Raw genomic sequence first — 19924 nt, 5'->3', positions numbered from 1 at the left:
GGGCTGAAACCCCGCGCACAGCGAGAGGGCCGGGAGCGTTGCGCTCCCGGCCCTCTGCGGTTCGTGACGACTACTTGACCGAGCCGGCCGTCAGGCCGCGCACGAAGAACCGCTGCAGACCGAAGAAGATCGCGAGCGGCACCACGAGGGTGATGAACGAGCCGGCCGCCACGCGCTGCCAGCCCTGGCCGTACTGGCCCAGCAGCGTGTACAGCCCCTGCGTCAGCACCTGGTTCGGACCGCTCTGGATGAACAGGTACGCGACGAAGAAGTCGTTCCACACCCACAGGAACTGGAAGATCGCGAACGAGGCCAGTGCGGGCACCGACATCGGAACGATGAGCCGCCAGAAGATCTGGAAGTGGCTTGCACCGTCGATCTTCGCCGCCTCGATCAGCGAGTTCGGCAGAGTCTGCATGTAGTTGCGCAGGATGTAGATCGCCAACGGCAGCGCGAATGTGGCGTGCACGATCCAGGCGGCCTGATACTGCCCGATGATCTGGATGCCGGTCGTGTTTCCGAACCACACGAACAGCTGGAGGATCGGGATCACCGCGATCTGGATGGGCACGACCATGAGGCCGAGGATGACCGCGAAGTAGATCTCCTTGCCGGGGAACTGGAAGAACGTGAAGGCGTACGCGGCCATGGCCGCGAACATCACCGGGAGCACCGTCGCGGGAATGGTGACCGCAGCGGAGTTCCAGAACGTCGTCCCGGCATCCAGCGCGTCCCAGGCCTGGGCGAACGGCTCCAGGGTCCACGTCGTCTGGAACGGGTTGAGGATCGCGGTCCACCACCCGGTCGCCTCCACGTCCGCGCGGGGGCGGAGGCTCGTGATGAGCAGTCCGAGGAGCGGGAAGAGCCAGGCGACCGCGATGATCCCCATGATGATGGTGATCAGGACGCGGGGCTTGCCCTTCTCGGTGCCGTCCTTGTTGAGCCGCTTCTTCGACTTCTTGTCGAGGTCGACGATCTCGCGTTTGCCCGAGTCCTCGTCGACGATCGGAGTGGGAACGATGGTCATCGGAGTTCCTCCTGCGACTTGTAGGAACGGATCTGGTAGACGATGAGCGGGATGACCGCGATCATGAGGACGATCACGACCGCAGCGGCCTTGCCCGGGTTCTGGAAGCTGAACAGCTGTGCGTAGAACTCGACCACCAGCACGCTCGTGTTGTACTGCCCGCCCGTCATCGCATAGATGATGTCGAAGCTCTTCATCACGAAGATCGTGACTGTGACGAAGACGGCGAGCACCGTGCCGCGGATCTGCGGGACGATCACGAGGAAGAAGGCCTTCCGCTCACTCGCGCCGTCGAGGCGAGCGGCCTCGATCGTCTCTTCGGGCACGCCTTTGATGGCTGCCGAGAGCAGGACCATTGCGAAACCGACCTGCAGCCAGATGACGATGAACATGAGCAGGAAGCTGTTGAGGCGCCCCGCGTCGATCGTGAGCCACGGGACCGGATCGTTGCCGGTGACCCCCGTCCAGATCGCATTGAGGAGATAGATCTGGGGGTTGCCCGGTGGTGCGTAGAAGTAGATGAAGCGCCAGGTGACGGCCGCGGCGACGCCACTGATGGCCATCGGGAGGAAGATGATCGACTTGAACGTGGTCTCGCGCTTCTTGCCGAGGCGATCGGTCAGGATCGCGACCAGGAGACCGATGAGGACCGCCGCGGTCGGCACGACGATGACCCACAGCAGGTTGTTGAGCAGGACGCCGAGGAAGTTCGGGTCCGTGAAGAGCGAGATGTAGTTGTCGAGCCCGACGAACGTCGAGCCTTCGCCGCGTCGCTGACTCGCCTCCATGAAGCTCTCCACGAACGTGCGCAGAGCCGGATAGAGCAGGAACACGGCGACGAGAAGGATGACCGGGAGCAGGAAGACGTACGGCAGAAGCCGCGTCTTCGTCCGGTCGTGCGTCTTCTCGACGACGAAGTTGAGGAGGAAGAAGATGAGGAACGAGACACCGAGGCCCAGGACCACGGATACGACTGCACTGATGATGGGACCCATCGAGACCGCCTGACGTCGTTGTGAGGTTGATGGTGATGCTAGCGGGGAGCGGCGCCGGCGCACAGTGCCTGCGCCGCTCCTTCGCTATGCGATGCGACGGCGGGAGATCACCGCGGCCACGACGCGTCGATCGCGTCGAAGGCCTGCTCCATCGTCTTCTGCCCGGCGAACCAGCTGGTCAGCTCGCTCCACTCGGTGCCGGAGCCGACTTCACCCGGCATCTGGTCCGACGCGTCGAAGCCGAAGATCTCAGAGCCGGCGAGCAGCTCCTGCGCCTTCTTCTGGAACTCCGTCGTGTAGAACGAGGTGTCGAAGTCGTTGTGCGGCGAGAGGAAGATCGCCTGGCTGGCGTACCCGTTCGTGCCGAACTCCTTGCCGGTGATGTACTCCACGACCTGCTTGACCTCGTCCGAGTCGGTGAAGGCACCCACGAGGTCGCCACCGCCGAGCATCGCCTGCTCCGCACCCTCGGGGGCCGGGAGCTGGAAGAAGTCGATGTTCGTCAGGTCGTTCTCGGCGATCTGCGCCTTGATGTCATCCGGGAAGAAGTCCGCGATGAACGACCCCTGACGCATCATGAAGCACTGACCGTTGTCCTTGCCCTCGACGAACAGCTGGTTGCCGGCCGTCTGGAAGGCGGTGGTCGCCGCGGCGGCGCCGCCGCCGTTGACCTTGCCCTCTGCGAGAAGCTCCGTGGCAACCTTGTCGCCGGCCTCGTTCACGAGGTCGCTGTTGAAGAGGATGTCGCCGGCGATCCAGGCGTTGTAGTCCTCGAGTCCGCCGTAGCGCAGGACGTACTCCTCGAGCCAGTCCGTCGCCGGCCAGCCGGTCGCGGCACCCGATTCGAGACCGACGCACCACGGGTATCCGAGGCCCTCGTCGATGATCTGCTGCTGAAGTGCCGTCATCTCGGCATCCGTCGTCGGCACCGTCAGGCCCGCGGCCTCGAACGCCGCCGGGTTGTACCAGACGAGCGACTTGACGTTGATCGAGTACGGCAGACCGAAGGTCTGGCCGTCGACGACCGCGATCTCTCCGAGGCCGTTGGCCTCGTCGGCGGTGATCGCCTCGACGTCGATGCCGAGGTCCTCGAGCGGGAAGAGCTGCTGGGTCTGGCTCTTCAGGACGCCCGGCTGCGGGTAGATCGCGATGTCCGGCGGGTTGCCGGCGGTCGCGCGTGCGATCACGGCCGTCTGGAAGTCGGTGTTGCCGTCGTACGACACCTTGATGCCGGAGGTCTCACCCCACTTGTCGAGATCCGCCTGGAACGCTTCGGCCTGTGCGTCGGTGAACCCACCCATGATGGTGATGGTCTCGCCGCTGCCTCCACCGCCGTCGCCGCCGTCGCCGCCCCCGCCGGTGCAGCCAGCGAGCGCCAGGCCGACGACGCCGAGCGCCATCATCGGCGCCAGGATACGTCTGTGCTGTGACATGCCCATGTGTGCTTCTCCTCCTTGAGTCCACGAGACTTCGCGGTGCGGTCGTTTCGGGAACCGCTTCCACACAAGGTATTGGATGCGACTGGATCGCACAACCGTGAATGTCGGGATGATCGGCGATCGTTGCGATTCCGCGACATTCGCGACACGACATCACCTGGAACCGTTCCCAGATTCGACGAAATCTCGTATGCTGACACGGAACCGCACCAGGCCGCGGACGGGCAAGTGACCACGAGGTGGTGAGTCAGAGTGAGCGGGATCGCGGAAGTCGCCCGCCTTGCGGGAGTATCGAAATCGACGGCGAGCCGCGCGCTCGGAGGCACCGGCTACGTCTCCGACGACACGCGTCGGCGCGTGATGGCGGCCGCCTCGTCGCTCGGCTACGTGCCGTCCACGAGCGCCGTGAGCCTCGCGACCGGACGCACGCAGAACATCGGCGTCGTCATGCCGTACGTGAACCGGTGGTTCTTCGCCGAAGTGCTCGAGGGCCTCCAGCAGTCCCTCCTGCAGCGGGGCCTGGACCTCACGCTCTACGACGCAAAGCCCGGCACCGACGGGCGCAACCGGATCTTCGAGGACTTCCTCGCCCGCAAGCGATTCGACGGACTCATCGCCGTCGGTCTCGAACCCGACCACGACGAGATCGACCGCCTCCTCTCGATCGGCCGGCCCGTCGTGAGCGTCGTGGGATCGGGCGAGGAGACGACGGTCGTCGAGATCGACGACGACTACGTCGCCCGCCGGGCGACGGAACACCTCGTCGCCCTCGGGCACCGCGACATCGCGTTCGTCGGCGGAGGCGTGACGACGCACTGGGCGCAGGTCGACCGCCGCCGGCTGAGCGGGTACTTCGGGGCGATGGAGGATGCCGGACTGTCGAACCACGCCGTGCACATCGTCTCGGAGGTGACGATGCCGGGCGGCTATGCCGCGGCCGTCGACGCGCTCGGCGATGTGCGCAACCGCCCCACGGCGATCGTCGCCACGTGCGACGAAGTCGCGATCGGGACGATCATCGCCGCGCGCCGGCTCGGCGTGCAGGTGCCGAGCGACCTCAGCGTCATCGGCATCGACGACCACGAGTTCGCCGACATGTTCTCTCTCACGACGCTGCGCCAGTCCCCGCGCGAGCAGGGCCGCGTCGCCGTGCAGCTGCTGCTCGAGCACCTCGACGATCCGAGCCGCCCGATGCGTGTGGTGCGGATGCCGTCGCAGCTCATCGTCCGCAATTCGACCGCCGCCCTCGACCCCCGCCGCTCCGCCGTCGTCATCGACAGTCGGGTGCGGGGCGAGTAGCCGAAGGAGGCTCCGTGTTCGACCTGCCCGACTCCTGGGTGTGGGACTTCTGGCTCGCCGACGACGGCGAGCGGTACCATCTGTTCTTCCTGTACGCCTCCCGCGCGCTCCACGACCCCGACCGCCGACATCTGCGCGCGTCGATCGGGCACGCCGTCTCGGACGACCTGGTGTCATGGACGCGCGTCGCGGACGCACTCGTGCGCGCCGACGCGCCCGCCTTCGACGAGACCGCGACCTGGACCGGCAGCGTCGTCCGCGGCGACGACGGGCTCTGGTACCTGTTCTACACGGGGGTGCGTTTCGAGGACGGACGCAATGTGCAGCGGCTCGGCTACGCGACCTCGACCGACCTCATGACCTGGCACAGGGCGCCCGACAACCCGGTCGTCGAATCCGACCCGCGGTGGTACGAGCTCGCCGGGAACTCGCCGTGGAACGAAGAGACCCGGCGCGACCCCTGGGTGTTCCGCGACCCCGACGGCGACGGCTGGCATCTGCTGGTGACGGCGCGCGCGACCGAAGGCGAATCGCTCACGCGGGGCGTCGTCGGCCATGCCGTCTCCCCCGACCTGCGCTCGTGGAGGGTGCTGCCGCCGCTGAGCGAGCCCGTCGAGAACGGCTTCGGCCAGCTCGAGGTCATGCAGGTCGAGGAGATCGACGGACGACCGGTACTGCTGTTCGTGTGCCTGCCGCCGCAGGCGTCCGAGCGCCGGCGCGCGCAGTACCCGCGCGGCGCGATCTGGGCCGCACCTGCGGATTCCCTCACCGGCCCCTACCGCATCGACGAGGCGTATCCCCTCGCCGACGACGACCTGTACGTCGGTCGCCTCCTGCGCCGACGTGACGACGGCGCGTGGCTGTTCTTCGCGTTCCGACACATGGATGCCGACGGCGAGTTGGTCGGCGGTGTCACCGATCCGATGCCGGTGGCGTCGCAGGGCGATCGACTCGTGGTGCAGCGGCCCTGAGCGGTCGCGGACTGATCGCGACATACGAAGAAGGCCCCGGATACAGCATCCGGGGCCTTCTTGTTCGCAGAGCGAGATTACTTCAGGGTCACCGAAGCGCCGGCCTCCTCGAGGGCAGCCTTGGCCTTCTCGGCGGTCTCCTTGTTGGCGCCCTCCAGGACAGCCTTCGGAGCGCCGTCGACGACGGCCTTGGCCTCGCCGAGGCCGAGCGAGGTGAGCTCGCGGACGACCTTGATGACCTGGATCTTCTTGTCGCCGGCGGCCTCGAGGATGACGTCGAACGAGTCCTTCTCCTCGGCCTCCTCGGCGGGGGCACCACCGGCGGGAGCGCCGGCAGCGGCGACCGCGACGGGGGCGGCGGCGGTGACGTCGAAGGTCTCCTCGAACGCCTTGACGAACTCGGACAGCTCGATGAGCGTGAGCTCCTTGAACGCGTCGAGCAGCTCCTCAGTGCTGAGCTTTGCCATGATGTATCTCCTTGATTGGGGTTGTTCTACGCCGAGGCCCTGAGTCAGGCCGCGGACTCCTGCTTCTCACGCAGCGCGTCGACCGTGCGAACGGCCTTCGACGGCAGCGCGTTGAAGACGTAGGCCGCCTTGGTCAGCGAGGCCTTCATCGCACCGGCGAGCTTCGCCAGCAGGACTTCACGGCTCTCGAGATCGGCGAGCTTGTTCACCTCGGCAGGCGAGAGCGCGGCACCGTCGAAGTAGCCGCCCTTGATCACCAGCAGAGGGTGTGCCTTGGCGAAGGCACGCAGACCCTTCGCGACGGCGACCGGGTCACCGTGCACGAAGGCGATGGCCGACGGACCCTTGAGGTCGTCGTCCAGCCCCTCGACCCCGGCGTTGCGCGCCGCGATCTTGGTCAGCGTGTTCTTCACCACGGCGTACTCCGCGTCCTGACGGATGCTGCTGCGAAGCTCCTTGAGCTCCGCAACCGTCAGACCGCGGTACTCGGTCAGCAGAACGGCGGTCGAGTCCTCGAAATTCTTCGTGAGCTCGGCGACCGATGCTTCCTTCTGCGCCATGGCCACTCCTTGTGTGTACGAGACGCTCCGCGGTGGCGGGGCGTCGGCCGCAGTCGCTGCTCTCGTGAACGTCCCCACAACACGAAAAAGCTCCGGCGCAAGCGCACGGAGCTTCGATCCGGTTTCCCGGGAGTCTGTCTGTGACACCTGCGCGGGCCCCTGCGTGGTGCAGAGCTTCGTCGGCATCCGCTTGCGCGCACACCGAGACCAGCGGTCTTTGGCTTCGTCCACTCTACGCGCCCCCGCCGCCCCCGCCAAATCCGCGCCCGCCCCCGCGTCCCCCCTCCCTCCCGCCCCGCCCCTCCCCGCCCCCCTCGTCGCCGAGCGCGCCCCTTGTCACCGAGCGCGCCCACTATTGCCCGTACAGAAGGGGCCGCCTCGGCAGAAACAGGCCCGATCGGCGCTGCGGAACCTCGATTCCGAAACTCCGAAGTCGGGCCGCGAGCACCTCGGGGCTGGTGGCATGGGCGTTGCCGCCGCGGACGAAACCCTTCCGGGTCGTGCCGCGTACCCAGTCCTCGCGCTGCTTCTCGGCGAGCAGCACCTCCTCCAGCGTCCGCCCGGAGCGCAGCGCCTCGTCGGTGTACTTGGCCTCACCGTCGCACTCGTAGAACGTCGCCACCTCCTGGATCTCGAGGTCGAGCCAGTACGACCCCCGGCTCGGCGCCGCGACCTGCACCTGGATCGCCGGCTGCCCGAACCCGAGTCGGCGCAGCTGCAGCTTGGTCACGACCTCGAGCGGCTTCTGCGAGCGCCCGTCCGCGACCTCGAGCAGAGAACGGGCGTGACGGATGCCGCGGGCTCCCGGCATCCGGTCGACGCGCTCGGTCAGGTCCGCGAGCCACGCGGATGCCGCAGCGACGTCGTACTGGCGCGGGTCGCCGCCGATGCGGCTCAGGATCTCGTCGATGAAGACGAGCGCGACCTCTGCGCTGGCGAGCCGCGCCAGATCGTATGCCGTGCGCAGCGGCGACGTGCACAGGATGCCGTCGACCTCGACGATGTCGGCCTCATCGAGCTGCCCGCGATGGCGGATGACACCGCCGACGGTACGGCGCTCGGCATCCGGATACAGCGCGTGCACGCGCATGACGCGTGCGCGGTACACGCCGACACCCAGTATCGCCGCGGCGGAGGTGAACGCGAAGACGGGCGGGACCTCGGCGGCGTCGTTCACCGCGACGACCCGGGCGAGATGCTGCGATTCCGGCCACAGCCCGGCCCAGTGCTCCGCGAGCATGTACCACCCGCGGTGCACCCGCACCAGAATGCCCGCTGCGACGTCCTCGCGCAGCTGCCGCTCCGACCGGCCAGCGCCGATCACGTCGTCACGCGAGAGCAGGAGGGCCCGGACGGTGGGGATGTCCACGTTTCGCATCGTCCGAGCGTCCTCGCGTGGCGCCCGCCGCGGGTCGCGGCAGCCCCCATCTGTGGACACTTCGCCGAAATCCTCGACTGGGGAGGAGGCGACGCGGGCGCGCCGACTGCGCCCGTTCTCGCCGAGTGCGCCCACTATGTGCGGGCAATACCGAGCGCGCTCGGCGATAAGGGGCGCGCTCGGCGAAGGAGGAGGAGCGAAGTGGGCGAGGGAGGGGCAGAGGGAGTGGCAGAGGAGGTGGGAGGCGGCGTGCCGGGGCGAGCGCGTCGCCGGAGAGGGTTAGCCTCGAAGGCATGACTCCGGAGGCCTTCGCACGCGTCGCCCCGGACCTCGCCGGGCGCATCGTCGCGGACTCCCGGGACCGTGTCGCGTGGATGCGCGCCCGTTCGCGAGGGATCACCGCGACCGACGTCGCGCAGCTGACCAGCCACACCGCGATCGCGCGCGCGGCCGATGCGAAGCTGGGCGGCGGCCGCGGCTTCTCCGGCAACGCCTATACCGACCACGGTCGTCGCCGCGAGCCCGAGATCGCGGCGTGGGTCGCCGCGACCCACGGCATCCACCCCTCGTCCGCCCTCTTCCACGCGGTGGTCGAGAAGCGGCACCTCGCGACCCCCGACGGCATCGCCGTCGACGCCGACGGCCGCATCACCCTCGCCGAGATCAAGACCACCAACAAGACCTGGCGGTCGATCCCCCGCACCTACCTGCGGCAGGTCTGGTGGCAGCAGCACGTGCTGGGCGCGGAGCGCACGCTCGTCGTGTGGGAGGAGCACGACGGCTTCGTCCCCGTCGGCGACGAGCCGCGCTGCGCGTGGGTCGACCGCGACGAGCGCGAGATCACGCAGCTCGTGCGCCTCGCGACCGAGCTGATCGATGAGCTCTACCGCCGCACCACCCTGCGTCGCACCCAGGGACCGGGCGCATCCCCCGCGCCCGGCGCGGTGTCGGTGCGGGATGCCGCAGCATCCGCCCCTCGCGAACCCTTCCGCGCGCTGGCACTCGCCGACTGACCCGCCGGCTGTCCCCCTGGGGGAGTGTTCGCATGCGGGAATAGTTGACGCCGGTCAACGATTGATCTATAGTTGACCGGTCTCAACGGTTGATGTGTGTCAACCTTTTCGCCGTTCGGCACCGCAGCCCGCACTAACCCCTTTAGGGGCCTCTATGTCTGACTCCCTCGCCGGGCCCTCCAAGCCCCGCATGACCCATCGACAGGTGCTCGAAGCGCTGTCGGGTCTGCTCCTCGGCATGTTCGTGTCGATGCTCGCCTCGACCGTCGTCTCCACGTCGCTCCCGGTCATCATCCACGACCTCGACGGCAACCAGGCCGCATTCACCTGGGTCGTCACCGCGACGCTGCTGACGACCGCGATCTCCACACCCATCTGGGGAAAGCTCGCCGACCTCACCAACCGCAAGGTGCTCTACCAGCTCGCGATCGTGATCTTCGTGCTCGCGACCGCGGCGGCGGGCTTCTCGACGAACCCCGAGATGCTCATCGCGTTCCGCGCGGTGCAGGGCATCGGCGCGGGTGGCCTCGCAGCCCTCAGCCAGGTGCTCATGGCCGACATCATCAGCCCGCGCGAGCGGGGCCGCTACATGGGCCTGTTCGGCGCCATCATGGCCGTCGCGACGATCGGCGGTCCACTGCTGGGCGGTGTCATCACCGACGCGTGGGGCTGGCGCTGGAACTTCTTCGTCGCCCTCCCCGTCGCGATCGTGGCGCTCATCCTCGTGCAGGCGACCCTGCACGTACCCGCACGGCCGAAGAAGAAGACCAGCATCGACTACGTCGGCATCGTGCTGCTGTCGGCCGCCGTCTCGCTGCTGCTCATCTGGGTCACGAACGCCGGCACGGCGACGACGGGCGACTGGTCCGACCTCGCCAACAACGACTGGTGGAGCCTGAACACCGTCCTCATGGTCGGCGGCGCGCTCATCGCCGCGATCCTGTTCGTCATCGTCGAGCTGCGCTCCAAGGAGCCGCTCATCCCGCCGACGCTCTTCCGCAACAGCACCTTCACGCTGTCGGTCATCGCCTCGATCGCGACCGGCATCGCGATGTTCGGCGCGTCGGTCTTCCTCAGCCAGTACATGCAGCTCGCGCGCGGCGCGACCCCCACCGAGGCCGGCCTCATGACCATCCCGATGATCGGCGGTCTGCTGCTGAGCTCGATCGGCGTCGGCGCGCTCGTGACGAAATACGGCAAATGGAAGCCGTACCTCATCGTGGGTTCGATCCTGCTCGTCGCGGGCTCGTACCTGCTGTCGACGATCCACTACGACACCGACTTCTTCCTCGTGTCGGTCTACATGTTCCTGCTCGGCGCCGGCGTCGGCATGACGATGCAGAACCTCGTGCTGGTCGTGCAGAACACGACCCGCCCGGAGGAGATCGGCGTCGCGAGCTCGGGCGTCACGTTCTTCCGCAGCCTCGGCGGCACCATCGGCGTCTCCGTCATGGGCGCCGCCCTCTCGGCGAAGGTGATCGACCTCGTCGCCGAACGGAAGGACGACATCACCGCGGCCCTCATGAGCCTCGGCGACAAGGCCCAGTACTGGGGCGAGCAGCTGCAGTCCGGGTCGCTGCCCAAGGTGTCCGCGATGCCCGAGGCGCTGCGCGTCGTGTTCGAGGACATCTACGGCAGCGGCATCTCGCACTCGTTCCTCATCGCCGTGCCGTTCGCGGTGATCTCGCTCATCGCGATCGTGTTCCTGCCGAACAAGTCGCTGACGACGATGACCACGACCGAGCGGATGCAGGCGAGCGAAGCCGATCTCGCGACGGTCTCGGTCCCCGAGGCCATGGGAACCTTAACGGCGACCGGCTCGGTGCGCACGATGAGCGGGGCGGATGCCGGTGCGCGCGCCGACGACGCCGACGCCCGCTGAGGCCGGGACGATGACCGAGGACACTCGAGAGGCGCGCACCCAGGCGGTGCGCGCCCTCGAGGGCGAGTTCAGTGCGCTGATCAGTCAGATGCGGCGCATCCTCTCGGAGAACGCCGAGCGCGTGAGCCCTGGGATGATGCCCGGCGCCTACAAGGTGTTCACGACGATCGTGCGCCGCGAGCGCATCTCGCAGTCCGCGCTGGCCGACGCGCTCGTCGTGGACAAGGGCCAGCTGAGTCGCACCGTGCGCGAGCTCGAGCAGCTCGGTCTCATCCGTCGCGAGCCCGACCCCTCCGACGGCCGCGCGAGCATCCTCTTCCCCACCGCGCACGGTATCGAGCGCCTCGCCGCGGCGCGTGCGCCGCAGGAGCGCACCCTCGTCGATGCGCTCGAGGACTGGCCGGTCGAGGAGATCCACAGCCTCACCCGGCTGCTCCACGCCCTGACCTCGGGCGTCGTCCCGGACTGACCGCCGCGCAGTCCGCGCCGCGGCATCCGCTCCGCCCTCACGACTCCTGGTGGCTGAACGCGGCGTCGAAGGACGCCTGCGGCGCCGGCCACAGCAGCGAGCGCACGAACCGCTGTGCCGGTGAGCACCTGCTGGCGGGGGTGCGCGAGATCGTCTATCGCCGCTCCATCCCGCTGGCGACCCAGCATCTTGCAATCGTGCAGTCCCGGGCGGGTGCCACGGCCGGCGTCCTGGGCGCGGCGATCATGGTGACGCAGCAGATCCTCGCGCCGGCCGCCGTCGACGCGCGCGCCGGACGGGGCGCCGCCCGCGGGGTTTCCGACTCAGTGACCGCGTCGTAACACGACCGAGACATTCCCGCGGTTGACTGGTGGCACAGCGATCACCGCTGCCGACGCCGACAGCCACGCGGAAGGGGCGACCATGGCCGCTCATCGATTCCCCCGATTCGGGGCGCTGCACGCCAGCACCCGCGAGGATGCCGCGCGACGCGCCGTCGCCGCACCGCCCGCCGAGATGCGCGCCGTCGTGTTCGACGACGCCGGCGCCCCCGACGTGCTGCGCGAGGCGACGGTTCCGGTCCCCGCGCCCGTGCTCAGCGAGTTGCTCGTGCGCGTCGTGGCGGCAGGCATCAACCCCATCGATGCGAAGACGCGCGGCGGGCGCGGCGTCTCGAGTGCGATCGACCGCTTCCCCAGCACTCTCGGGTTCGATTTCAGCGGCGTCGTCGTGACGGCTCCCTATGAGTCGCACCCGCTGGCGCCGGGCACAGAGGTCTTCGGCATGGTGCCCTTCCCGCGCTCCGGCGGGACGTACGCGGAGTATGCCGTCGTCCCGAGCCTGTCGGTGGCGCGCAAACCGGCATCGCTGTCGCACGTCGAAGCCGCCGGGGTGCCGCTCGCGGCGCTCACGGCGTGGGGCCTCGTCGTCGAGACCGCGCACGCGCACGAAGGACAGCGGATGCTGATCCACGCCGGGTCCGGCGGCGTCGGCCACTTCGCCGTGCAGCTGGCCGCCTACTTCGGCGCGCACGTGACGGCGACGGGGTCCGCGGGCAACCTGCCGTGGCTGCGCGAGCTCGGCGCCTCTGTCGTCATCGACTACGCCACGACCCGGTTCGAGGACGTCGTGGGCGAGGTCGACGTCGTGATCGACCTCGTCGGCAACGTGCACGACGACACCGGGACGCGCTCCCTCGAGGTCCTCCGCCCCGGCGGTCTCTACATCCTCGTGCCGACGGGCGGCTGGCCGGACTACGCCGAGGAGGCGGCCGCCGCCGGTGTGCGGGCGACCTCGTACAAGGTCGTGCCCGACGGCAGCGTGCTCGCCACCCTCGCGCGACTTCTCGACTCCGGCGCCATCCGGGTGTTCGTCGACCGGGTCTTCGATCTCAGCGAAGCCGCCGCCGCGCACCGCGAACTGGAGAAGGGCCACACCCGCGGCAAGATCGTGCTCGCGGTCGGCGAAAGCTGACCGACCGCGCGTCTCGCCAGCCGACGCGGGCCGCGATCAGTGCTCCAGCACCCGACGCCCCTCGGCGACGATCTCGTCGGCGACGGCGTCGAGCAGGTCGGAGCGGAGCTTCCACTGCTGCCAGTACAGCGGCACCGGCACCGGCGGGCCGCCGAGCCGGATGAGCTCCCCCGCCTCGAGGGCCGCCTGCGACTGCAGCCGCGGCAGCAGCGCCCAGCCGAGTCCGTGCCGGGTGGCCTCGGCGAAGTCGTGGGATGCCGGGACGCGATGTCGCGGCGGCGCCTCGGGTGGGGCGCCCCGGGCGACGAGCCAGCGCGACTGCAGGTCGTCGCGCCGGTCGAAGTCGATGACGGGAGCGGCGGCGAGGGCCGCGGCATCCGGTTCCACGGTGCCGCTTCCCGCTCCGCCGAACCACGCGGCGGCGAACGCCGGGGTGGCGACGGCCTCGTAGACGAGCGTCCCGAGCGCGCTGACCCGGCATCCGGCCACGGGCTGCGCGCGTGAGGTGACCGCGCCCATCACCGTGCCCGATTCCAGCAGGCCGGCGGTGAAGTCCTGGTCGTCGCGGTGCAGATCGAACACGACCGGATGCCGCGTCGCAAGCCGCGCGAGCGGTGCGAGGAACCAGGTGGCGAGCGAGTCGGCGTTGACGGCCAGCGGCATGCTCACCCGTTCCCGCTCGATCCCCAGCGCCGCCGTCGCGTCGTGTTCCAGCAGGGCCACCTCGCGGGCGAACCGGATGACGGGATGCGCGGCCTCGGTCGGACGCACCGGCTTCGAGCGGATCAGCAGCACGCGGCCGAGCTGCTCCTCCAGCGCACGGATCCGCTGGCTGACCGCGGAGGGCGTGATGTGCAGCCGTGCGGCGGCGGCATCCAGCGTCCCCTCGTCGACGACGGCGGCCAGGGTGAGGGCAAGTTCGGGAGCGATCCGCGTCATAAGCTGAGCTTAATCAGGTGCAGAATTCTGAACTGGACTATCGCTGACTGACGCCCCTAGCGTCGACGTGTGACCACCGCTCTCCTCGCCGGCTTCGGCCTCGGCCTGTCGCTCATCGTCGCGATCGGAGCGCAGAATCTGTTCGTCCTGCGCCAGGGCATTCGCCGCGAGTACGCTCTCGCGGTCGGCGCGGTCTGCGCCGTCTCCGACGCGGCGCTGATCGCACTCGGGGTCTCGGGCCTCGGGTTCGTGCTGCACAGCGCCCCCTGGCTCGTGACGGCGGTGCGGTGGGCCGGCTTCGCGTTCCTCCTCTGCTACGGCGTGCTCGCCGCGCGTCGCGCGCTGCGCGGGTCGGGCGAGGCGCTGGTGGTCGACGGTGCCACCCCGGTCGCCACCGCTCGCGAGACGGCACATCCGCGACGAGACGGCCAGCGTGACGCGCCGTCTCGTCACGAATGTCCCGTCTCGCCGGATGCCGGGGCCGCCGTCGCCACTGCCGCACCCGCGCGGCTACTGCCGGTGCTCGCGACGTGCCTCGCTCTGACCTGGCTGAACCCGCACGTCTACCTCGACACGGTGTTCCTGCTGGGTTCGGTCGCGAGCACGCACGGCGCCGACCGGTGGTGGTTCGCGGCCGGGGCCGCCACGGCATCCGTCGTCTGGTTCTTCGCCCTCGCGCTCGGCGCCCGCTACCTCGGGCGCTGGCTGGCGACGCCGCGGGCGTGGCGGATCCTCGACGGCGTCATCGCCGTCGTCATGATCGCCATCGCGGTGAGCCTCGTCTGGCCGGCATGACCACCCCTCACGCGTCGATCTGCGCCTTGCGGGCGGCGACCAGCGCGCGCACGGTGTCGTCGGGCAGCGGCTCGGTGAAGCGAATCGTGCCCTTCGCGTGGTCGACGTCCTCGAGGAGCTCTCGGATGTCGTTGATCGCGGCGGGACTGAACGGATACACGCCGAAGTGCTTCTTCGCGCGCATCACCGACAGCAGGGACTTGCCGCGGTAGACGAGAGCGGGCATGCCGTAGCCGAGCCCCTGCTCGGCATCGGGCGCGACCTCACGGGCGATGTCGTACGTGTGGGCGATGATGGCCGCGTCGGCCGGGTCGAGGCCCGCGAGGTAGTCGTCGATCGTGCCCATGACGGCATCCTGTCATCTTCGGCGCGACAGCGACAGGATGGAGGGATGAAGCGTGTGCACATCGCAGTCACGGGAGAGGTGCAGGGCGTCGGCTTCCGCTACACCATGCAGGCGATCGCGCAGCGCACGGGCGCCTCCGGGTGGGTCCGCAACCGCCCCGACGGCAGCGTCGAAGCGGAAGTGGAGGGGACGGATGCCGCCGTGCAGGCGGTCGTGGACTGGGCCGGGCGCGGGCCCCGCGGTGGCTGGGTGCAGTCCTGCCGGGTGACCGACATCGCCCCCACCGGCTCGACCGGGTTCGAGGTGCGCCGCGACGGCTGACGACGTGCCGCGCCGCGTGACGACGCCGCGCTACCTGACGCACCGCGCGACGACGCCGCGCTATCTGACGTGCCGACCCGCCCGCGCCGCGTGACGATTCCCGCTCAGCGCGGCAGACCCGCCGCCAGCTCCGCGAACACGTCGGCGGCGTCGTCGTGGCGCGCCAGCGCCGCGGCCTGCCCGGCCCACTGGCTGACGAGATCGCTGCGTCCCTGGGCGGCCGCCGGAGTCCGGAACCGACCGGTCAGCCAGTTCTGCGCCGGAAACGGCAGGATGGGCGCCGCCTCCAGCAGGTCCATCGCCCGGTTCGGGATGCCGCGGGCCAGCCGTCCGCTCATCGCCCGCGTCAGCACCGTCGTGTCGTCCGCCGCGGCGGCGATCGCGGACCGGTGACCGGCGGTGACCGCCGACTGACGGGTCCGCAGGAACGCCGTCCCGACCTGGACTCCCGCCGCGCCGAGCGCGAACGCGGCGGCGACGCCCCGGCGGTCGGCGATGCCGCCCGCCGCGATCACCGGCACGTCGACGGCGTCGACGACCTGGGGCACGAGGGCGAAGGTGCCGACGAGCGACCGCTCGGCCGGCTGGAGGAAACTGACGCGGTGCCCCGCCGCCTCCGCACCCGTGGCGACGACGGCGTCCACGCCGGCATCCGCCAGCGCACGCGCTTCCGCGACGGTCGTGGCTGTGCCGATGACGGCGATACCCCGCCGTCGTGCCGCATCGACGAGGTCCGGCGAAGGCACCCCGTAGACGAGACTGAGCGCGGCGGGCCGCCCGTCCAGTACGGCGTCCAGCTGCTCGGCGATCTCGGGGAGGAAACGCTCCGGGGGCTCGGGCACCTCGGCGCCGACCTCGGCGAACACCGGCGCGAGCGCCGCGCTCAGCGGCCGGAGATCCACCGCGTCGGGGGTCACCTCGTCACCGGTCGGCAGCCACAGGTTGACGGCGAAGGGACGGTCGGTCGCCGCGCGCAGGCTCGCGACCGTCTCGCGGATGCGGGCGCCGTCGTAGCCGTACAGCCCGTACGAGCCGAGTCCGCCGGCGCTGCTGACGGCGGCGGTCAACGCCACCGAGGACAGGCCGCCGAACGGGCCGAGCACGATCGGCCGGTCGATGCCGAGGAGGTCGATGAGCGCGCGAGTCGTCATGCTTCGACGCTAGCGCCGCGCCACCCGGCCGCGCCCGGGTATGACGACGGGGCCCCACCCGAAGGTGGAGCCCCGTCGTTGTCGCCGTGATCAGGCGATGGAGTTGACGTCCAGCGGGATGCCGGGGCCGAACGTGGTCGACACGGCACCCTTCTGGATGTAGCGACCCTTCGAGCTCGACGGCTTCAGGCGCACGATCTCCTCGAGCGCGGCCTTGAAGTTCTCGTCCAGCTGCTCGGCCGTGAACGAGGCCTTGCCGACGACGAAGTGCACGTTGGCGTGCTTGTCGACGCGGAACTCGATCTTGCCGCCCTTGATCTCCTCGACGGCCTTGGCCGGGTTGGGGGTCACGGTGCCGGTCTTGGGGTTGGGCATGAGGCCGCGGGGACCGAGCACCTTACCCAGACGACCGACCTGGCCCATGAGCTCGGGCGTGGAGACGGCCGCGTCGAACGCGGTCCAGCCACCGGCCACCTTCTCGATGAGCTCGGCGCCGCCGACCTCGTCCGCACCGGCCGCGATGGCGGCTTCGGCGGCGGGACCGGTCGCGAACACGATGACGCGGGCGGTCTTTCCGGTGCCGTGGGGCAGGATGACCGTGCCGCGGACCATCTGGTCGGCCTTGCGCGGGTCGACCGCGAGCTTGAGGGCGACCTCGACGGTGGAGTCGAACTTCTTCGAGCCGGTCTCCTTCGCGAGGTTCACCGCCTCGGTGGACGTGTAGAACTTGTCGCGGTCGATCTTCGCCGCGGCTGCTTCGTAAACCTTGGACTTAGCCATTGTGCGTTCCCCCCTCAGTCCTCAACCGTGATGCCCATGGAGCGGGCGGTGCCGGCGATGATCTTCGAGGCGGCCTCGAGGTCATTCGCGTTGAGGTCGGGCTGCTTGGTCTCGGCGATCTGGCGCACCTGCTCCTTGGTGAGCTTGGCGACCTTCACCGTGTGCGGGGTCTTGGAGCCCTTCTGCACACCGGCGGCCTTCTTGATGAGCTCCGCCGCGGGCGGGGTCTTCAGGATGAACGTGAAGCTGCGGTCTTCGTAGACCGTGATCTCCACGGGGATGACGTTGCCGCGCTGCGACTCGGTCGCGGCGTTGTACGCCTTGCAGAACTCCATGATGTTGACGCCGTGCTGACCGAGCGCGGGGCCGATCGGCGGAGCCGGGTTGGCGGCGCCGGCGTTGATCTGGAGCTTGATCAGGCCGGTCACCTTCTTCTTCGGTGCCATTGCATTTCCTTTCCTCGAACGGATGCCGGGCCCTCGACAGGCTCAGGACCGGACCGCTCTCCCGCAGATCCGGTATCTCCGGACAGCGGTACGCCCGCGCGAACGCGGACAACCTCTCGATCTTAGCCGAGAGAAGCTGATTACTGCTTGGTGACCTGGTCGAACGACAGCTCGACGGGGGTCTCGCGCTCGAAGAGGGAGACGAGGACCGTGAGCTTGCCGCTCTCGGGCTTGATCTCGCTGATCGAGCCGGGCAGGCCCGCGAACGAGCCCTCCTTGATGGTGATGGTCTCACCGATCTCGAAGTCGACCTCGGTGATGACCGAGCGCGCCTGCGTGGCGGAACCCTTCGCGGCGGCACCCTTGGCGGGGGCCGTCTCGGTGACCTGCACGAGGGACTTCAGCATGTTGAAGGCCTCTTCGAACCGCAGCGGCGTGGGGTTGTGCGCGTTGCCGACGAAGCCGGTCACGCCGGGCGTGTGACGCACGACCGACCAGGTGTCCTCGTTGAGCTCCATGCGCACGAGCACGTAGCCGGGGATCCGGACGCGCGTGACCATCTTGCGCTGACCGTTCTTGATCTCGACGACGTCCTCCATGGGGACCTCGACCTGGTAGATGTCCTCTTCGACCTCGAGCGTGGACTTGCGCTGCTCGATGTTGGCCTTCACCTTGCGCTCGAAGCCGGCGTAGGAGTGGATGACGTACCACTTGCCGGGAAGCTCGCGCAGCTCGGTGCGGAACGCCTCGTAGGGGTCCTCAGGCGTCTCGTCGTCCTCGGGCGTCTCGTCGGGCTCGCCGTTGACGTCCGGACCGTCGTAGGGAGTGACCTCGTCGGCGGCATCGGCGGCGCGCTCGGCCTCCTCCTCGGCGAGCGAGTCGGTCAGCACCTCCGCGGCGGCCTCGGCCTCGGCGGCCTCGTCGATCTCCAGTGCGTCGTTCACGATGGCGTCTGCCTCCGGGTCGTCGATCTCGATGTCGTCCAGGTCCGCGTCATCGGCATCCGCCTCGTCATCGACGACGTGGATGGCCAGGTGCTCGGCGGGTGCCGAGGAGCGCTCCTCCTCGGCGAGGACGTTGCCCTCCTGGGCCTCGTCGTCCTCGCTGGACTGCTCTGCGGCGGTCGCCCAATCGGCGTCGTCGGCATACTTCTCAGACACGTGCGTTCTCTTCCATCGGGGGTCGTGCGGTCACAGCGGCGCGCGTGCGGCCGCTCAGCTCGGAACGCCGAAGACGACCTGCACCACCCAGGTGAAGAGCAGGTCCAGGCCGTACACGATCGCCATCATCACGACGACGAAGCCCAGCACGACCGCCGTGAACTTCACGAGCTCCTGGCGCGTCGGCGTGACGACCTTGCGGAGCTCGGCGAAGACCTGACGGATGAAGAGGGCGATCCGCTGGAAGAAGTTCAGCTTCTTCTCACGGGGCGCGCCGCCTGCTGCGACGACCTCGCCGTGCGCCTCTTCCTGAACCATGTACCCACCAATGTGAACTGCTCGGACTTACTTCCGCGCCAGCGTGTGCTGGTGCGCGCAGGGCGGACAGGAATCGAACCTGCAACCTGCGGTTTTGGAGACCGCTGCTCTGCCAATTGAGCTACCGCCCTAGAGATCCGGGGATCTCGCGGGTCTGAAGTCCCATTCCCGTGCACCGCGGCCACGCGGGCACGGCAAAAGAATGCAGACTTCAACTGCACCATCCAGTGTACGTCATGGCCTCAGGCCACGCGAACCGGTCAGTACTCCTGCACGCCGTAGCGGTCGGGCTCTTCGCCGCGCTCGATGTCGCGCCCGGACAGCGACGTGGCGGTGATGCGCACGTAGTTGTACTTGAGCGTCGGGATCCAGGGGCGCAGCGGCAGCTCGTCGGCGGCGCGCACCTCCTCGGGCGTGTCGAGGCGACGCGCGGTGCCGCGCACCACGACGCTCCACGCATCGGTGTCGGTGTACTCGTCGACCTCGAACAGCACCTGGTCGTTGATCGTCAGCTCGGTGAGCTTGCTCCCCTCGGCGGTGCGGAAGACGATGCTCTCACCGTCGACGGTGTAGTTCACCGGGAAGATGTCCAGCACGTCGCCGACGTGGGTCACGAGGCGTCCGAGCTGCTGCTCGGCCAGTCGGTCCCAGCATTCGTCGTCGGTCAGCAAGCGGACGGCATCCGTGTTCTCCAT

At 69.1% G+C, this 19924-nt stretch carries 22 protein-coding genes, 1 tRNA gene and 1 pseudogene; 9 read left to right on the top strand and 15 right to left on the bottom strand.

From position 1 onward, the window contains the following. Window positions 1-70: 70 nt before the first annotated feature. The 3 genes from JOD60_RS06800 to JOD60_RS06790 all read right to left on the bottom strand — a co-directional run bounded on the left by JOD60_RS06800 (window position 71) and on the right by JOD60_RS06790 (window position 3425). Window positions 71-1027, bottom strand: a complete 957-nt coding sequence (locus tag JOD60_RS06800) for a carbohydrate ABC transporter permease (protein WP_084201925.1) — start codon at window positions 1025-1027, stop codon at window positions 71-73. After that, entirely contained in the window at window positions 1024-2022 is a 999-nt protein-coding gene (locus JOD60_RS06795) for a carbohydrate ABC transporter permease (RefSeq protein ID WP_076689731.1), read from the bottom strand. Before JOD60_RS06795 ends, JOD60_RS06800 begins: the two co-directional genes overlap by 4 nt. A gap of 107 nt (window positions 2023-2129) precedes the next feature. Then, on the bottom strand, window positions 2130-3425 hold the full coding sequence (locus JOD60_RS06790) for an ABC transporter substrate-binding protein (protein ID WP_198159136.1): 1296 nt from the start codon (window positions 3423-3425) through the stop codon (window positions 2130-2132). 288 nt (window positions 3426-3713) lie between these two features. Here JOD60_RS06790 and JOD60_RS06785 point away from each other — a divergent pair, with 288 nt between their 5' ends. Both JOD60_RS06785 and JOD60_RS06780 read left to right on the top strand, forming a co-directional pair. Further along, a complete protein-coding gene (locus JOD60_RS06785; protein ID WP_076689727.1) occupies window positions 3714-4760 on the top strand; it encodes a LacI family DNA-binding transcriptional regulator in 1047 nt (348 codons plus the stop codon). Between the two features lie 14 nt (window positions 4761-4774). After that, on the top strand, window positions 4775-5731 hold the full coding sequence (locus tag JOD60_RS06780) for a glycoside hydrolase family protein (RefSeq protein ID WP_076689725.1): 957 nt from the start codon (window positions 4775-4777) through the stop codon (window positions 5729-5731). A 77-nt stretch (window positions 5732-5808) separates the two neighbouring features. Here the strand turns inward: JOD60_RS06780 and rplL are convergent, their stop codons facing one another. The 3 genes from rplL to JOD60_RS06765 form a co-directional block, all read right to left on the bottom strand. Beyond that, a complete protein-coding gene (rplL, locus tag JOD60_RS06775) occupies window positions 5809-6198 on the bottom strand; it encodes a 50S ribosomal protein L7/L12 (protein ID WP_076689723.1) in 390 nt (129 codons plus the stop codon). Between the two features lie 44 nt (window positions 6199-6242). Next, the gene (gene rplJ / locus JOD60_RS06770; RefSeq protein WP_076689721.1) at window positions 6243-6758 is read right to left on the bottom strand and encodes a 50S ribosomal protein L10; all 516 of its coding nucleotides are present in this window, start codon (window positions 6756-6758) and stop codon (window positions 6243-6245) included. A 352-nt stretch (window positions 6759-7110) separates the two neighbouring features. After that, entirely contained in the window at window positions 7111-8136 is a 1026-nt protein-coding gene (locus tag JOD60_RS06765; protein WP_372430802.1) for a hypothetical protein, read from the bottom strand. A gap of 293 nt (window positions 8137-8429) precedes the next feature. Between JOD60_RS06765 and JOD60_RS06760 the strand changes: the two genes are divergently transcribed. The 5 genes and pseudogenes from JOD60_RS06760 to JOD60_RS06740 all read left to right on the top strand — a co-directional run bounded on the left by JOD60_RS06760 (window position 8430) and on the right by JOD60_RS06740 (window position 12973). After that, the gene (locus JOD60_RS06760) at window positions 8430-9149 is read left to right on the top strand and encodes a YqaJ viral recombinase family protein (protein ID WP_076689717.1); all 720 of its coding nucleotides are present in this window, start codon (window positions 8430-8432) and stop codon (window positions 9147-9149) included. A gap of 154 nt (window positions 9150-9303) precedes the next feature. Beyond that, window positions 9304-11031, top strand: a complete 1728-nt coding sequence (locus JOD60_RS06755) for an MDR family MFS transporter (RefSeq protein ID WP_076689715.1) — start codon at window positions 9304-9306, stop codon at window positions 11029-11031. A 10-nt stretch (window positions 11032-11041) separates the two neighbouring features. After that, window positions 11042-11500, top strand: a complete 459-nt coding sequence (locus JOD60_RS06750) for a MarR family winged helix-turn-helix transcriptional regulator (protein ID WP_076692090.1) — start codon at window positions 11042-11044, stop codon at window positions 11498-11500. Window positions 11501-11616: 116 nt separating this feature from the next. Beyond that, window positions 11617-11841: pseudogene (locus JOD60_RS06745) on the top strand (hypothetical protein); the annotation flags it as partial. Between the two features lie 82 nt (window positions 11842-11923). Beyond that, a complete protein-coding gene (locus JOD60_RS06740; RefSeq protein WP_076689713.1) occupies window positions 11924-12973 on the top strand; it encodes an NADP-dependent oxidoreductase in 1050 nt (349 codons plus the stop codon). A 36-nt stretch (window positions 12974-13009) separates the two neighbouring features. Here JOD60_RS06740 and JOD60_RS06735 read toward each other — a convergent pair whose 3' ends face one another. Further along, the gene (locus tag JOD60_RS06735) at window positions 13010-13912 is read right to left on the bottom strand and encodes an ArgP/LysG family DNA-binding transcriptional regulator (RefSeq protein ID WP_076689711.1); all 903 of its coding nucleotides are present in this window, start codon (window positions 13910-13912) and stop codon (window positions 13010-13012) included. Window positions 13913-13981: 69 nt separating this feature from the next. Between JOD60_RS06735 and JOD60_RS06730 the strand changes: the two genes are divergently transcribed. After that, entirely contained in the window at window positions 13982-14707 is a 726-nt protein-coding gene (locus tag JOD60_RS06730; protein WP_076689709.1) for a LysE/ArgO family amino acid transporter, read from the top strand. 7 nt (window positions 14708-14714) lie between these two features. On the opposite strand, the gene JOD60_RS06725 is transcribed toward JOD60_RS06730, so the two are convergent. Next, window positions 14715-15053, bottom strand: a complete 339-nt coding sequence (locus JOD60_RS06725) for an iron chaperone (protein ID WP_076689707.1) — start codon at window positions 15051-15053, stop codon at window positions 14715-14717. A 45-nt stretch (window positions 15054-15098) separates the two neighbouring features. Here JOD60_RS06725 and JOD60_RS06720 point away from each other — a divergent pair, with 45 nt between their 5' ends. Further along, complete coding sequence (locus tag JOD60_RS06720) at window positions 15099-15374, top strand: acylphosphatase (protein ID WP_076689705.1); 276 nt, start codon at window positions 15099-15101, stop codon at window positions 15372-15374. A 104-nt stretch (window positions 15375-15478) separates the two neighbouring features. On the opposite strand, the gene JOD60_RS06715 is transcribed toward JOD60_RS06720, so the two are convergent. The 7 genes from JOD60_RS06715 to JOD60_RS06685 all read right to left on the bottom strand — a co-directional run bounded on the left by JOD60_RS06715 (window position 15479) and on the right by JOD60_RS06685 (window position 19924). Further along, window positions 15479-16525, bottom strand: coding sequence for an NAD(P)H-dependent flavin oxidoreductase (locus tag JOD60_RS06715; protein WP_076689703.1), 1047 nt, complete (start codon window positions 16523-16525; stop codon window positions 15479-15481). Between the two features lie 90 nt (window positions 16526-16615). Further along, window positions 16616-17305 (bottom strand): 50S ribosomal protein L1, encoded by a 690-nt coding sequence (rplA, locus tag JOD60_RS06710; RefSeq protein ID WP_076689701.1) that lies wholly within the window; start codon window positions 17303-17305, stop codon window positions 16616-16618. A 14-nt stretch (window positions 17306-17319) separates the two neighbouring features. Next, the gene (gene rplK / locus JOD60_RS06705; RefSeq protein ID WP_076679785.1) at window positions 17320-17751 is read right to left on the bottom strand and encodes a 50S ribosomal protein L11; all 432 of its coding nucleotides are present in this window, start codon (window positions 17749-17751) and stop codon (window positions 17320-17322) included. Between the two features lie 140 nt (window positions 17752-17891). Then, complete coding sequence (gene nusG / locus JOD60_RS06700; RefSeq protein ID WP_076689699.1) at window positions 17892-18911, bottom strand: transcription termination/antitermination protein NusG; 1020 nt, start codon at window positions 18909-18911, stop codon at window positions 17892-17894. Between the two features lie 54 nt (window positions 18912-18965). Continuing rightward, window positions 18966-19229 (bottom strand): preprotein translocase subunit SecE, encoded by a 264-nt coding sequence (gene secE / locus JOD60_RS06695; protein ID WP_076689697.1) that lies wholly within the window; start codon window positions 19227-19229, stop codon window positions 18966-18968. 58 nt (window positions 19230-19287) lie between these two features. Then, a tRNA-Trp gene (locus tag JOD60_RS06690) sits at window positions 19288-19360 on the bottom strand. A 129-nt stretch (window positions 19361-19489) separates the two neighbouring features. Further along, complete coding sequence (locus tag JOD60_RS06685; protein WP_076689695.1) at window positions 19490-19924, bottom strand: pyridoxamine 5'-phosphate oxidase family protein; 435 nt, start codon at window positions 19922-19924, stop codon at window positions 19490-19492.

This window comes from Microbacterium aurum, from assembly GCF_016907815.1.
Lineage (GTDB): Bacteria > Actinomycetota > Actinomycetes > Actinomycetales > Microbacteriaceae > Microbacterium > Microbacterium aurum.
Note: the sequence above shows the minus strand (reverse complement) of the source record. Positions and strands in the feature narration are given on the sequence as shown.